Source organism: Enterobacter cancerogenus (assembly GCF_019047785.1).
Lineage (GTDB): Bacteria > Pseudomonadota > Gammaproteobacteria > Enterobacterales > Enterobacteriaceae > Enterobacter > Enterobacter cancerogenus.
The window spans coordinates 812,887-827,533 of the sequence record NZ_CP077290.1; the positions used below are offsets into that span (position 1 = coordinate 812,887).

Annotated in this window: 14 protein-coding genes; 1 reads left to right on the forward strand and 13 read right to left on the reverse strand. The window is 55.7% G+C overall.

Features of this window, described 5'->3' with window-relative positions:
- Positions 1–85 precede the first annotated feature (85 nt).
- From I6L58_RS03810 to hinT, 7 genes are all read right to left on the reverse strand, one after another.
- Complete coding sequence (locus I6L58_RS03810; protein WP_042319553.1) at positions 86–1,390, reverse strand: NAD(P)/FAD-dependent oxidoreductase; 1,305 nt, start codon at positions 1,388–1,390, stop codon at positions 86–88.
- Positions 1,391–1,626: 236 nt separating this feature from the next.
- Complete coding sequence (gene ycfP, locus I6L58_RS03815) at positions 1,627–2,169, reverse strand: alpha/beta hydrolase YcfP (RefSeq protein WP_088207497.1); 543 nt, start codon at positions 2,167–2,169, stop codon at positions 1,627–1,629.
- A 34-nt stretch (positions 2,170–2,203) separates the two neighbouring features.
- On the reverse strand, positions 2,204–3,229 hold the full coding sequence (gene nagZ, locus I6L58_RS03820) for a beta-N-acetylhexosaminidase (RefSeq protein WP_088207498.1): 1,026 nt from the start codon (positions 3,227–3,229) through the stop codon (positions 2,204–2,206).
- Between the two features lie 11 nt (positions 3,230–3,240).
- On the reverse strand, positions 3,241–4,065 hold the full coding sequence (gene thiK, locus I6L58_RS03825; protein WP_088207499.1) for a thiamine kinase: 825 nt from the start codon (positions 4,063–4,065) through the stop codon (positions 3,241–3,243).
- Positions 4,046–4,690, reverse strand: a complete 645-nt coding sequence (gene lpoB, locus I6L58_RS03830) for a penicillin-binding protein activator LpoB (protein WP_088207906.1) — start codon at positions 4,688–4,690, stop codon at positions 4,046–4,048. Before lpoB ends, thiK begins: the two co-directional genes overlap by 20 nt.
- A gap of 13 nt (positions 4,691–4,703) precedes the next feature.
- On the reverse strand, positions 4,704–5,078 hold the full coding sequence (locus tag I6L58_RS03835) for a YcfL family protein (RefSeq protein WP_006174701.1): 375 nt from the start codon (positions 5,076–5,078) through the stop codon (positions 4,704–4,706).
- 1 nt (position 5,079) lies between these two features.
- Positions 5,080–5,439 carry a purine nucleoside phosphoramidase gene (gene hinT / locus I6L58_RS03840; protein ID WP_006174700.1) on the reverse strand — a complete coding sequence of 120 codons (360 nt, stop codon included), beginning with the start codon at positions 5,437–5,439 and terminating at the stop codon, positions 5,080–5,082.
- Between the two features lie 353 nt (positions 5,440–5,792).
- Between hinT and fhuE the strand changes: the two genes are divergently transcribed.
- Entirely contained in the window at positions 5,793–8,009 is a 2,217-nt protein-coding gene (gene fhuE, locus I6L58_RS03845; RefSeq protein WP_088207500.1) for a ferric-rhodotorulic acid/ferric-coprogen receptor FhuE, read from the forward strand.
- A gap of 520 nt (positions 8,010–8,529) precedes the next feature.
- Here fhuE and ptsG read toward each other — a convergent pair.
- The 6 genes from ptsG to pabC form a co-directional block, all read right to left on the reverse strand.
- A complete protein-coding gene (gene ptsG, locus I6L58_RS03850; RefSeq protein WP_006174691.1) occupies positions 8,530–9,963 on the reverse strand; it encodes a PTS glucose transporter subunit IIBC in 1,434 nt (477 codons plus the stop codon).
- Positions 9,964–10,260: 297 nt separating this feature from the next.
- Entirely contained in the window at positions 10,261–11,055 is a 795-nt protein-coding gene (locus tag I6L58_RS03855; protein WP_088207501.1) for a metal-dependent hydrolase, read from the reverse strand.
- A 10-nt stretch (positions 11,056–11,065) separates the two neighbouring features.
- On the reverse strand, positions 11,066–12,070 hold the full coding sequence (gene holB, locus I6L58_RS03860; protein WP_006174688.1) for a DNA polymerase III subunit delta': 1,005 nt from the start codon (positions 12,068–12,070) through the stop codon (positions 11,066–11,068).
- Complete coding sequence (gene tmk, locus I6L58_RS03865; protein ID WP_088207502.1) at positions 12,067–12,708, reverse strand: dTMP kinase; 642 nt, start codon at positions 12,706–12,708, stop codon at positions 12,067–12,069. The genes holB and tmk overlap by 4 nt, the downstream gene beginning before the upstream one ends.
- Positions 12,698–13,720, reverse strand: coding sequence for a cell division protein YceG (gene yceG, locus I6L58_RS03870; RefSeq protein WP_088207503.1), 1,023 nt, complete (start codon positions 13,718–13,720; stop codon positions 12,698–12,700). The genes tmk and yceG overlap by 11 nt, the downstream gene beginning before the upstream one ends.
- Positions 13,717–14,532 carry an aminodeoxychorismate lyase gene (gene pabC / locus I6L58_RS03875; RefSeq protein WP_088207504.1) on the reverse strand — a complete coding sequence of 272 codons (816 nt, stop codon included), beginning with the start codon at positions 14,530–14,532 and terminating at the stop codon, positions 13,717–13,719. The genes yceG and pabC overlap by 4 nt, the downstream gene beginning before the upstream one ends.
- Positions 14,533–14,647 lie beyond the last annotated feature (115 nt).

Sequence of the window (14,647 nt, forward strand, 5' to 3'; positions counted from 1 at the left end):
TAGGAGAACTCTTAAGCGCTTGAAGGGCACTGGACAGCATGATATGCTAAAAAATCCCTCCGGAGGACCCGGAGGGATAATACGATTAGTGCAGCTTCAGACGCGGGCGAATAACCCGGTTGATGCGTCCAACCAGCATCATCAGGCCGGTTTTGAAGTAGCCGTGCAGCGCAATCTGGTGCATACGGTAGAGTGAGATATACACAAAGCGCGCAATGCGCCCTTCTACCATCATCGAGCCACGCATCAGGTTACCCATCAGACTGCCGACGGTCGAGAAGTTAGAGAGCGACACCAGAGAGCCGTGGTCTTTGTAGACATACGCCTTCATCGGTTTGCCTTTACGCTGCGCCAGGATGTTGTGCAGCACCAGGCTTGCCATCTGGTGCGCGGCCTGAGCACGCGGAGGAACGAACCCGCCTTCCGGGCGCGCGCAGGAGGCACAGTCGCCGATGGCGTAAATGTCCGGATCGCGCGTGGTTTGCAGCGTAGGCTCCGTCACCAGCTGATTAATACGGTTCGTTTCCAGCCCGCCGATATCTTTCATGAAATCAGGCGCTTTAATCCCTGCCGCCCAGACCATCAGATCCGCTTCGATGTACTCGCCGTCTTTGGTGTGCAGACCACCCGCATCGGCGCTGGTGACCATGGTTTGCGTCAGCACGCGTACGCCGAGTTTGGTCAGCTCGCTGTGCGCTGCGCCGGAAATGCGCGGCGGCAGCGCCGGCAAAATGCGTTCGCCCGCCTCAACCAGCGTCACGTTCAGCGCATCGTTCGTCAGGCCTTTGTAGCCGTAGCTGTGCAGTTGTTTCACCGCGTTGTGCAGTTCAGCAGACAGCTCAACGCCCGTCGCGCCCCCGCCCACAATCGCGATGTTAACCTTGCCGTTGGCACCCAGGTTATTGGTGTATTTCAGGAACAGATTGAGCATTTCCTGATGGAAACGACGCGCCTGATGCGGGTTGTCCAGGAAGATACAGTGATCTTTCACGCCCGGCGTATTGAAGTCGTTCGATGTACTGCCCAGCGCCATGACCAGCGTGTCATACGGCAGCTTGCGCTCAGGAACCAGCAGTTCGCCTTTGTCGTCGCGCAGCTCAGCCAGCGTAATGGTTTTGCTCTCACGGTTGATATCCACCACGGATCCCAGCTGGAACTGGAAATGATGATTACGCGCGTGTGCCAGATAGCTCAGGGCATCCACGCCCTCATCCAGCGATCCGGTCGCCACTTCGTGCAGCAGTGGTTTCCACAGATGGCTATGGTTACGATCTACCAGCGTAATTTTGGCTTTCTTACCGCGACCCAGCTTTTTGCCCAGCTGCGTCGCCAGCTCCAGCCCGCCAGCACCACCGCCTACAATCACTATTTTTTTCAATGGTGTAGTCAACGCGACCCCCTAAATTATTAACCAATTGTTAATTAAAAGTTATGAAAATAACCCTTAATTAACAACAGGTTACAGCACTGAAACCATTCAAGTGCATTGAGGATAACACGTCAGGCGCATTGGTCATACCAAAATTGATATGCATCAAGTTTTGATGGCTTAAAAGTAGACAAGTCTGATAAAAAAGAAAGCCCGGCACGCTTTCGCGACCGGGCCTGAGGCTTTTAGAGGACTGGTTAGCCCAGCGTTTTGAAGGCTTTTATGCGCTGCAGATGCGGGGAAATGTTTTTGAACTTGTGGGTTTGTTCATCGTCCCAGACGATCTCATAGAAGTGATGCAGCATCTCCGCTGAACGCTGGCTGTCCAGCGCTTCGTCATGACGCGAGAGGATCGCCAGACAACGATCGCGATTCTTTTCACGGAAATTACTAACGCATTTCGTCGCGATATCGGCGTATTCCTCCGGGCGGTCAATCTTGCCTTCCATATTCTCGTTCGGGAACAGGTTTGGATTGAAAATGACCTGACGAATATCGCACAAAAATCCGATGCGCTCTGCCCAGTAGCCTCCCAGCCCGACGCCGCAAATCAGCGGACGCTCGTCAACGTTGAGCTGCAGCATTTTGTCCACTTCCTTGAGCAAATGCTGCATATCATGTTTAGGGTGGCGGGTACTGTAGCTAATCAGCCGGACGTCCGGATCGATAAACTGCAGCTGCAGTACCTTCTCATGGTTACCTGGGCTGTTTGAGTCAAAACCGTGTAAATAGATGATCATTGTCTTCCCACCTTGCTACGCCTTACGGGAGTGATTACAGGCCTGCTTTATGGGCCTGCCAGCGCTCGTTGAGCGCTTCAAGTTGCGCGTTGACCGTCTTCCAGCGCGCCGAGTCCATCAACTCCTGACGGCTAAATGAACCTTTATGATACAATTGTGTAACACGTTCGGCATTGATCGGCGACAGGTTATCCAGCACGCTGACCGCTCCTTTACGATTATTACAGACCAGGATCATATCGCAACCTGCATCCAGTGAAGCCTGCCCGCGTTCCGCATAGCTGCCCATGATTGCCGCCCCTTCCATGGACAAATCATCCGAGAAAATCACGCCGTTGAAGCCCAACTCCTGACGCAAGACGGTTTTCAGCCAGTGCGGGGAACCGCTCGCCGGGCGCGGATCGACATCGCTGTAGATCACATGCGCAGGCATAATCGCATCCAGCTTATTGTCAGTGATGAGCGAGCGAAAGATGGACATATCTTTGGCGCGGATCTCCGCTTCAGGGCGCGGATCGCGTGGCGTCTCTTTGTGCGAGTCAGCCGTTACCGCACCGTGTCCCGGGAAGTGTTTGCCGGTGGTTTTCATGCCCGCGTCGTGCATACCGTCAATAAACTGTGTGGCCATTGCCAGGGCAATGCGCGGGTCCTCATGGTACGAGCGTTCGCCGATAGCGGCGCTGATATGCCCCACATCCAGCACCGGCGCAAAGCTAATGTCGATATCCATGGCAATCATTTCGCTTGCCATCAGCCAACCGGCGTCCTGCGCCAGTTTCCCGCCCGCTTCTGTGCCAAGCAGCGCAGCAAAAGACTGTGCAGCCGGTAAGCGGGTGAATCCCTCGCGGAAGCGCTGTACGCGCCCTCCTTCCTGATCGACCGCCACCACCAGCCGGTTACGCGATGCCGCTCGGATCTGGCGCACCAGTTCGCGCAACTGCGCCGGATCGTGATAGTTGCGGGTAAACAGAATCAGGCCGCCCACCAGCGGATGCGCCAGGATCTCGCGCTCCTCCGCATCCAGCTCAAACCCTTCGACATCCAACATCACTGGACCCACACGAACCTCTCTTATCCTTTAGTGTTTAACTGACGCCAGGCATCATCTGCCAGCGTAATAAATTGTTTGTCGCCCGTCTGCGCAAAGCGCACCTCAAACCAGCCCGCCATCAGCATCAATACCCATGGCCGCCAGCGGCTGACCTGGCGCGCCAGCGTCCGGTGGTCTATCTGCGACTGTTCGGCATAGGCCGCAATTAGCGCATCCCGCGCGGTATTGTCCGGTGTCCAGACGGCAGCCAGCTCCAGCGCGACATCCCCATCTCCGGCATATTCCCAGTCGATGAGCCTTTCCCCTGCCGCCGTGTGAACAATGTTGCCCGCGTGAATATCCATGTGCAGCGGCGCGAGCCGCAACGGCTGCGGCTCACCTCTTGCACGGCGTTTTTTAAGCTGAGCCAGCCAGAATGGCGTTCTGCGCGCGGGCGCGGCCTGCTGCCAGTATTGTTCAAGCAGCGGCATAAGCGCGATGCGCCAGCCCAGCCGTCGCTGACGATGCAGATGATACAGCAGAGCAGCAAGCGTTGGGGTATCCGGTAGCGTGGTTTTGATCTCGCCCGCAAGATACTCCACGGCCATCCAGCCCTGGCTGAAAAAACAGGGTTCGGGTACGAGTCCGACCGGAAGGCGTTTCAGGGCAAGATACTGACGACGAAAATGGGCGGCGGGCGCAGAGGCATCGTGATGCTGGCGCAGAACCAGACGATGTTCGCCCTGCTCAATAATGCAACTCGCGCCGCCAAGCCCGGAAGAGGCCTGCGGCGCGACAAGACGGTATTGAGGAAAATAACGCGTCAGAATTTCCTCACGCGTCGGCTTATTGTTGCGAAACGGCACCTTTACCTGACCAGATAATCTCGCCTGTCTGAACCAGCATCAGCTGCATTTGCAGGGCCGGGGTATTGACGTTGCCGGTGGCGCTGGAATACAGGACATACTGTGCGCCAACGTTACGGGCAATCCCGATCGCTTTGCTGCGCGAGCCAAGGCTGTCCTGCGGTGACAGGCCAAGCTGCTGCTTCGCCACCGCCAGCTGCTGCGAGGAGACCAGCGTAAATTTACCGTTGTTGGCTAAAGCGTTGCGCAGGGTTTCCGTCGCTTCACCCGCATTCAGCGAGCCGTTAGTACGGTTGTTCACGCTGTCCACCAGCAGCACGCTGCCCGCCGTGACGCCCTGAGCCTGCAGCATTTTGCCGACCATCGGCTGCATCGCGCCGTTCCAGTCATAGTGGCGCACGCGCGGCGTTGGCTGAGAGGTTTGATCCGGGTGTTCAATCGGGCCTGGCTGCGCCGGAATAGTTGGCACAGATGGCACCGTTGGCACCGGTTGCGTTGGCGGCGTCGGCTGTTCTGTCCCCGGTTTTGCCTCGTCCACGGGCGCGGGTTCTTCGGTTCGCGTTACACAACCGGCAAGAAAAAGTGCAAATGCGGTCACAAGCGCATAGCGGCTTATATTTTTAATCAAGGTTTACCCCTTACAAGTAAAGATAAAGTCTCACCTTATGCGCACCCAACGAGTTGGCGCTGCCATAGAGCGTCACCGACGATCCCGCCGGAATGGTTACACTGCGCGGCGCTTCGAGCGGGTGCATTTCAAGACCTCTAACGTCATACCAGTAAAAACGGTAATGCACCGTCACCGGCTCGTGTCTTTCGTTAAAGAGCGTAGAGGAGGCAGAAGACTGGATTTCGCTGATGGTCAGCGCAGGCTGCTCCGCCGTGATGCCTGCGGCAAGCACCGAGGCCTCCATGACCAGCGACTGTTCATCGCTGACCGGGATCGCCGGACGCGCGCTGCACCCCGCTATCAGCACTGCGATAATCAGCGCTGCAATACGCCCTCTTAACATATCAAAGACCTTTATGTGCCAGCATCGGGCCGAGTGGACGTCCACCCAGCAGATGCATATGGATATGATAAACTTCCTGGCCGCCATGACGATTGCAGTTCATGATCAGACGGTATCCGTCCTGGGCAATCCCCTCTTGCTCTGCGATTTTCGCGGCCACCGTAAGCATACGGCCTAATGCCACTTCGTGCTCGGTTTTCACGTCATTTACGGTAGGAATCAGAATATTGGGAATAATGAGGATATGCGTTGGGGCCTGCGGTGAAATGTCCCGGAACGCCGTCACCAGATCGTCCTGATAGACGATATCCGACGGGATCTCGCGGCGGATAATTTTACTGAAAATCGTTTCTTCGGCCATGACCTTGTCCTTATTTGTTTACTCTGGCGTGGTGCATCCGCTAATCACACATTTTGTGTCTCATACTGTGCGTTACAGTTGATGAGTATGAGCGACTTTCTCCTGTCCTTTCAACCTTCTCCCGCGATTTCTTTCCTTAATGTACCGCAGCTGCATGAAGTATGACCGCTCCCCGGCGAGAAACGTCTGAAACATTATTTCATTTGCCTCCGAAACATCTGTTTACAGCGTTAATCACAATGCGTATATTTCGCATTTGCATTTTCATGCGCATTTTTAACATAGAAAACGACGTCAGCCCGTGCTAGCGAGACTGACGCGACCCACTTTCATCATTCATTAAGGGTTTGATAATGTCTTTCATTAATCACACCAGGGATGGGCAACGCCAGCCTGCCGCAGCACCGTCGTTGCTGGCAGCCTGCATTGCTATGGCATTGACGCCAGCCGTAAGTTTCGCCGCCTCCTCTTCTGAAGACACCGTGGTAGTAGACGGTGGATTCGATAACGCACAGGATCCGTCCGCTGAACAGGATCAGGACTACAGCGTAAAAACCACCACCACCGGCACCAAGCTGCTGTTAGTTCCTCGCGATATTCCGCAGTCGGTCAGTGTGATCAGCCAGCAGCGTATGCAGGATCAGGAGCTGAACACTATCGGTCAGGTGCTGGATAACACCACCGGCGTGAGCGCTTCACGTATCGATACCAGCCGGACAAACTATTACGCGCGCGGTTTCTTTATCAGCAACTTCGCCTATGAAGATATGCCGACGTTTCTTGATAACCGCTGGAACTTTGGCGATACGGCGGGCGATACGGCCATCTTCGATAAAATTGAAGTGGTGCGCGGCGCGGCAGGCCTGATGAGCGGAACGGGCAACCCGTCAGCCTACGTCAATATGGTGCGCAAGCACGCCGACAGCAAAGAATTTAAAGGTTCGGCCTCGGCCACTTACGGCAGTTGGGACAAGCAGCGCTACGTGCTTGACCTGCAGGCACCTTTGACTGAATCCGGCAACGTGCGTGGCCGCGTCATCACCGGCTACCAGGACAACGACTCCTGGGTAGAGCGCAACCACTATCGCAAAAAATTCATCTACGGCGTGGTTGATGCCGATTTGACCGACTCCACCACCCTCTCTCTGGGTTATGACTATCAGGAAAGTGAAGAAGACAGCCCAACATGGGGCGGTTTCCCTTCGCTGTTCAGCGACGGCAGCAAAACGGATTTCCGTCGTGGCTTCAACACCGCTGCAGACTGGACCTACTCGAATCAGGATTCCACCAAAATCTTTGCTAACCTGACCCAACGCTTCGATAACGGCTGGGAAGCAAAGGTTAACGCCATGCATGCGGAGACCAACTTCGACAGCAAGCTGATGTATATCGATGGTTATCCGGATAAAACCACCGGCCTGTACGATGCGTCCAGCTTCCAGGGCGCCTGGGGCGGCTGGAACCGGGGCGAGCGTAAGCAGGATTCCGTGGATGCTTTCGTGCGCGGTGGGTACGACCTGCTGGGACGTCAGCATGAGCTGATGCTGGGAGGCAGCTACAGCCGCCAGCGCAACAATTACGACAACTCTTATCCGGTGAACGATAACTACGGCCTGATGGATGTCGGCAGCATCTACGATTACAACGGTAATCTGGCCGATCCGACCTGGTCTGGCTTCGCGCTTTACCAGCGCGATGTGATCCGCCAGAAGTCGGTCTATGCCGCAACGCGTTTGTCGCTGGCCGACCCGCTTCACCTGATCCTCGGCGCGCGTTACACCGAATGGAGCGCCAAATACAACCTGGAGCGCAAGCCGGACGAAATCCGCGATGCGAAGTTCCATGACGTCACGCCGTACGCCGGGCTGATCTACGATATCGATGATACCTGGTCGATTTATACCAGCTATACGTCTATCTTCCAGCCTTCAGGCCAGCGTGACATCAACAGCAACTTCATCGATCCTACCACGGGCAAAAGTTACGAAGCCGGCGTGAAGGGAGACTGGTTTAACACCCGTCTGACTGCCAGTCTGTCAGTGTTCCGCATTGAGCAGGATAATGTGGCAGTCAATACCGGCGTGACCATTCCTGGCTCCGGCGGCCAGTCAGCCTATAAATCGGTAGACGGAACCGTGAGTAAAGGCGTGGAGTTCGAACTGAACGGTGCATTAACCGATAACTGGCAGCTGACCTTCGGCGGCAGCCGCTATATCGCGGAAGATGAAGACGGCAACGCGGTGAATCCACAGCAGGCACGCACCACGCTGAAGCTGTTTACCCGCTACCAGCTGCCTATGCTGCCAGAATTGACGGTCGGCGGCGGCGCGCGGTGGCAGAACAAAACCTGGTATGACTTTGAAACCCCAGGGCCAAACGGCATCAGCCAGATCACGCAGGATGGTTACACGGTGGTGGATCTGTTCACCCGCTATCAGGTCACAAAGAACTTTGCCATCCAGGGCAACCTGAACAACGTCTTCGACAAAGAGTACTACGACTACCTGGGAACATATGGCGTGTATGGCGCGCCTCGTAACTTCTCCGTGAGCGGAAGTTACAGTTTCTAAGTAGATAGTCTTAAAAGCCACTGTGTTATAGCAGTGGCTTTTTCCTTTCACCAAAGCATTCCTGCCACCTGCTCAACGCAACTTTTCGCCACTTCCTTAACCCTTCAACCTTCTCAGCCGCCTGAATATGGCACTGGTGTTGAGTCCCCGCTGAAATCGGCGAGCCGGAGGCCGGAGGACAAGGGCTGGACGCCATGGATGGCGGCCAGAGGCGAAACGAGACAGGACGTCGAGTCGAGCCGACCGCAGGCAACCGGTCGGGAGGTGAGCGCAGTGCGAAGCACCGATTTCTCGCGGGGCCGCGGGGATTGATAAGGGGGCCGCGGTGGCCCCCTTATCCCGTTCACAGGTCCCGAACGCAGTATATTCTGCGTGTATTGAGGTGAACGGCTCCTTCCACCGAGCTTCGCAGACTGGCATTAGGCCTGCTGGCTCCCTTTTTTATATCTACTCTTCCCCGCCCAGGCTAAGCCAATAAAAAAGGCAGCCATTCGGCTGCCTTAGTCTCCCCGGTCACAACTTAGTGGTTGCGGATGTACTCATCCATTTCGGTTTTCAGGTTATCGGATTTCGTTCCGAAGATCGCCTGAACACCCGAACCTGCAACAACCACGCCTGCTGCGCCCAGTTTTTTCAGACCCGGCTGGTCAACTTTCGCTACGTCAGCAACGCTCACACGCAGACGAGTGATACACGCGTCCAGGTTAGTGATGTTGTCTTTACCGCCGAACGCTGCAATCAGAGCCGGAGCCATCTCGCTGGTCGCGCCTGCTTTGCTGTCTTCCGTTGCATCTTCGCGACCTGGGGTTTTCAGATCCAGCGCTTTGATCAGCACGCGGAAGATGGTGTAGTAAACGAGCGCGTAGCAGATACCCACGATTGGGAACAGCCACAGCTTGCTGCTGTTACCGGACAGAACGATAAAGTCGATCAGGCCGTGAGAGAAGGACGTACCGTCACGCATACCCAGCAGGATACAGATTGGGAACGCCAGACCCGCCAGAATCGCGTGAATGATGTACAGAATCGGCGCAACGAACATGAAGGAGAACTCGATCGGCTCGGTGATACCGGTCAGGAACGAGGTCAGCGCCGCGGAGATCATGATACCGCCCACTTTTGCACGGTTCTCTGGTTTCGCAGAGTGCCAGATAGCAATCGCAGCCGCCGGCAGGCCGTACATTTTGAACAGGAAGCCACCAGACAGTTTACCTGCAGTTGGGTCGCCCGCCATGTAACGTGGGATATCACCGTGGAACACCTGGCCCGCAGCGTTGGTGTATTCACCAATCTGCATCTGGAATGGAACGTTCCAGATGTGGTGCAGACCAAATGGCACCAGGCAACGCTCAATGAAGCCGTAGATACCGAACGCCACAACCGGGTTCTGGTAAGCCGCCCACTGAGAGAAAGTCTGAATAGCAGAACCGATTGGTGGCCAGATGAAGGAGAGGATCACGCCAGTGAAGATCGCGGCCAGACCAGAGATAATCGGAACGAAACGCTTGCCCGCGAAGAAGCCCAGATACTCAGGGAGCTTGATGCGATAGAAGCGGTTAAACATATACGCTGCAATCGCACCGGAAATAATACCGCCGAGCACGCCGGTATCGGCCAGGTGTTTGGCAGCGATCTCTTCTGCAGGTAAATGCAGTACCAGCGGTGCAACCACCGCCATGGTTTTCACCATGATGCCGTAAGCAACAACGGCGGCCAGAGCGGATACACCATCGTTATTGGTGAAGCCCAGCGCAACACCGATAGCGAAGATCAGCGGCATGTTAGCAAAAACAGAACCGCCTGCTTCTGCCATCACGTGGGACACTACGGCTGGCAGCCAGCTGAAGTTTGCAGAACCGACGCCCAGCAGGATACCTGCGATAGGCAGTACGGATACTGGCAGCATCAGCGATTTACCGACCTTTTGCAGGTTAGCAAATGCATTCTTAAACATAATTGAGAGTGCTCCTGAGTATTTGTGCTTTTTTTACGCTTTCACGCATTGGCCCGGGGGGAGTACCGCGCCGTGGACAGGACATCTAAGCGCCCTTTATTTATTACACAGAGTAAAATAATTCCCTCTGAGTTTGTTTGACGGCTATCACGTTTCGGCTTAAGACGGTCAAAAAACTTTCAGTAATTTACAAAAAGCGTTTCTGGATGTGTCTAAAAACACCATCACCGCCCCAAATGAGGCGGTGAACTTTACTCGCTTTGCTTATTAATTACGAGCCTAAAAAAAACAGGTGTATCAGAGAGATTGCAGGCGGGCGGGGTCGATGTGGAACAGGCTGGCAAAGTTTTCCGTCGTGGTGCGAGCCAGTTCATCGATACTGACTCCCTTCAGAACGGCCATGTACTCAGCCACATCTCGCGTCATCGCCGGCTGGTTCTCTTTCCCTCGATGCGGTACCGGGGCCAGATAAGGAGAATCTGTTTCCACCAGGATGCGATCGAGCGGGACATAACGTGCAGCGTCACGCAGTTGCTCAGCATTACGGAACGTCACAATCCCGGAAAACGAAATATAAAATCCTAAATCAAGCAGCTTACCCGCCGTTTCTCTGTCTTCAGTGAAACAGTGTAGTACGCCACCGCAATCCGTCACCTTTTCTTCCCTGAGGATCGCCAGGGTGTCTGCGCGCGCATCACGGGTGTGAACGATAACCGGCTTGTTCAGCTCGCGGCCCACGCGGATATGGTTGCGAAACGAGGCCTGCTGACGGGGTTTAGTTTCAGGCGTGTAAAAATAATCAAGCCCGGTCTCCCCCATCGCGACCACGCCCTCTTCTGCCGCCAGTCGACGTAAATCTTCTACGTCGTACTCTTCATCCTGATTAAGCGGATGAACGCCGCAGGAGAAGACCACGTTATCGCGAACACCGACCAGGTCGCGCATGGCACGATAGCCCGGTAAGGTGGTCGCGACGGCCAGACAAAATTTCACATCGCGGGCGGCGGCTTTAGCCAGCACGTCATCCACGTCTTTATTCAGAGATTGATAATCCAGGCCATCAAGATGGCAGTGTGAGTCGACTAAAAACATAATGTCTCTCTCAGAGATGGGAAACCGGCGGCGTAATGCCGGGTTGCAGGTAGTGTTCAATACGCAGTAACTGGTCGGTCAACAGCAGTTCGCGATTGACGCCAGTGACGGTTAAAAGATGTTCGCGGCTCTGGCAGATATCATGAAGGATAGCCTGCAGCGTAGTGCCTGAAAGACCATTGGCCAGCGTGTTCACCAGTGGCCAGACATCGGGGTTGGTCAGAAGCGTGGCCCCCTGCTGAATTTTCAGCGCGTCCAGCAAAAGCGTCGCCAACCACTGCAGGCGTTCGGCGGCCTGATCGCCATTCAGCGCAGGCAGTAAACTCAGCCAGTCACCGCTGTCTATGGCAGACGCAACGGCACGGCATAGCGCCTCGCGCTGCGACCAGACATCCGGTTGCAACAGGGCCAGTGCCGCTGCGGGCGCGCCACTGCACAAACGCAACGCGGAGAGCATGGCGTCCTGTGACGTTGTCACCTCGCGCTCCAGCCAGGCCAGCGACCAGGCTTCCTGAGGGGCCGCGAGGTGATGAAGACGGCACCGGCTACGTAACGTTGCCAGCAGCCTGCCCGGCTCGCGGCAAGACAGTAAGAACCAGGTTTTTTCCGGCGGCTCTTCCAGGGTTTTGAGCAGAGCGTTGGCCGCCGCCTCGGTGAGGATCGCCGCATCCTTCAGCCAGACCACTTTTGCCCCGCCCAGCCGCGCGTGCTCATACAGTTTTTCGCTGACGTCGCGCACCGCATCAATACCGAGCGTGTTTTTGCCCTTCTCAGGTTCAAGGGTGTAGTAATCAGGATGCGTGCCAGCCTGCATCAGCTGGCAGCCACGACACTGGCCGCAGCTTTTATGCCCTTGCGGCTTTTGACACATCAGAAAGCGGGTAATGGCGTAAATTAGCGCATCATCACCCATACCAGGTAATGCCTGAATCAGTAACGCATGATGCCCCCGCCCTGCCTGATAGCTGCTAATCAGCTGTTCAAAATGCGGGCGCAGCCATGGGTACCATTTCATGCCTGCTGCTCCTGTAGCCAGGTGGTCACCGTTTGTTGGATAGCACGCGTTACGTCGTCCAGAGATTGCGTTGCATCAATGGTACGGATCGTCTTATCCTGCCCGGCCAGTTCAAGATAGCGCGCGCGCGTACGGTTAAAGAAGTCGAAGGACTCTTGCTCAATGCGGTCCAGCTCGCCGCGGGCGCGGGCGCGTTTGAGGCCCACCTCCGGCGTAACGTCGAGATACAGCGTCAGGTCGGGACGGAAATCGCCCAGTACCGCGTCGCGCAGGGTGGTTAACATCGTCTGGTCAATGCCGCGACCGCCGCCCTGATAGGCCTGCGTCGAGAGATCGTGACGATCGCCAATGACCCATTTTCCGTCCGCCAGGGCAGGCTTAATCACCGTCTCCACCAGCTGTACGCGTGCCGCGTAGAACATCAGCACTTCAGCTTTATCATTGATTACCTCGTCGCCCACGGATTTGATGTCCAGCACCAGGCTGCGCAGTTTTTCTGCCAGCTGCGTTCCCCCAGGCTCACGGGTGAAGACGATATCCGCCACACCAAGCGTATTCAGGGTATCAACCACCACGTTACGGGCCGTGGTTTTCCCCGCCCCTTCGAGTCCCTCAATGACAATGTATTTACTGCGCATTTTTTTCCTTAAGTGCCTTCAGATAGTCCTGAACGGAACGATTATGGCTGGCAAGGTTCGTGTTAAAGGTATGACCGCCTTTTCCATCAGCCACAAAATAGAGATACGGCGTTTTGGCCGGATGTGCCGCGGCGCGAAGCGATGCTTCGCCCGGCGTGGCAATCGGGCCTGGCGGCAAACCGCTAATCTGGTAGGTATTATACGCCGTCGGGGTCTCAAGATCTTTTCTGGAAATCTTGCCGGTGTAGCGCTCGCCCATTCCATAGATGACTGTCGGGTCAGTTTGCAGACGCATCCCGATGCGCAGGCGGTTGATAAACACCGAGGCCACTTTGTCGCGCTCAGCCGCTACGGCAGTCTCTTTCTCAATGATCGAGGCCATCGTCACGAACTGGTTTTGATCTTTATAAGGCAGGCCATCAGCTCGGCCGCTCCAGGCCGACTCAACCGCCGCAACCATTTTTTTGTGCGCACGTTTCAGGATCGCCTCGTCGGTCGTCCCTGCCGTGTACATCCAGGTATCCGGCCAGAACCAGCCTTCCACCCATTCAGGATGGACGAATTTCAACACCTCGGCCACCGTCTCATAACGGTCATCTTTCAGCGTGTGCTTGATGTACGGCGCGTCACGCAGCTGTTTGAGATAATCACTCAGGCGCATTCCTTCAACAAAACGCAGCGGGAACTGGGCCTCTTTACCGCTCTCCAGCAGCTGAAGCATCTCCCGCACGGTCATCCCGGGGGTGAAACGATAGGTTCCGGCCTTAAAGTGGGCAAGCTCCGGCTCAACGCGCAGCAGCCACTGGAAAACGCGCGGACGGTTGATAATTTTGTCAGCGTAAAGCTGTTCACCCAGGGCCAGACGACCGGTACCGGCTTTCAGGGTAAAAATCGTCTCGTCTTTAATCAGGATTTTACTGTCCGCCAGCTGGCGAACTTTCCACACTCCCGCGCCGCCAGCGATACCCAGCACAACGATGAGGAGGAGGACAAAGCGCAACATTTTCTTCATGACTTTCTGGTTTGCTCACATAACGGGGCTAAAAACTGAAACAGCTCACGGGACGACCAGCGCTGCCGATCGTAGGCCCGAACGGGCACAACCGGCATCAGGGCGTTACATATAACGACCTCATCGGCGGACAGCAACGCCGCTTCCTTTACGCTGGCTTCGACAACGTTATAGCCGGAGCGTGCCAAAAGCTGTAAACAAAACTGCCGCATAATACCCTTGACGCCCGCCTGTTCCAGTGAAGGCGTGAAGACATCACTGCCCTGCCGCCAGAATAAATTAGCCGCACAGCATTCCGTAATGAACCCTTCGCTGTCAAGGACCAGCGCGTCATCGGCGTCCGTCTGCTCAAGATGAGTACGGATGAGCACCTGTTCAAGACGGTTGAGATGTTTTATCCCTGCCAGCATCGGGTTACGGCCCAGGCGAACGGGGCTGAGCGTCAGCGTAACGCCCTCATGCCGCCAGCGCTCATAATGCGCGGGGTAATCTGACAGGGAGAGGATGCGCGTGGGATGATGGCAGGCAGAACCGCTGTAACCCCGGCCACCGCTGCCGCGGCTGAGGATCACTTTCAGTACACCACTCGGTTTTCCAAAGGCCAACTGGCGCATCTCGCTTTCGAGAATATCCCACTGCGAAAAGGGGATCAGCAGTGTTTCACAGGCACTTTGCAGGCGACGAATATGCGCATCAAGCAGGCTCACAGCGCCGTTAACAATTCGCGCCGTGGTGAAACAACCGTCACCAAACTGCGTCGCCCTGTCGCTTGCGGGCAGCTGATTCTGCTCAAGGCCATTGATTAAAAACATGGTGGCTCCTTATGCATGGAGGCTCAGTCTGGCAGGATGCCTGTCGCCAGACAAGGGGATTTCCCTTAATAAAAAAGGCCCGACAAGCGGACCTTTTTTAGTGCCTTGCGGCAAA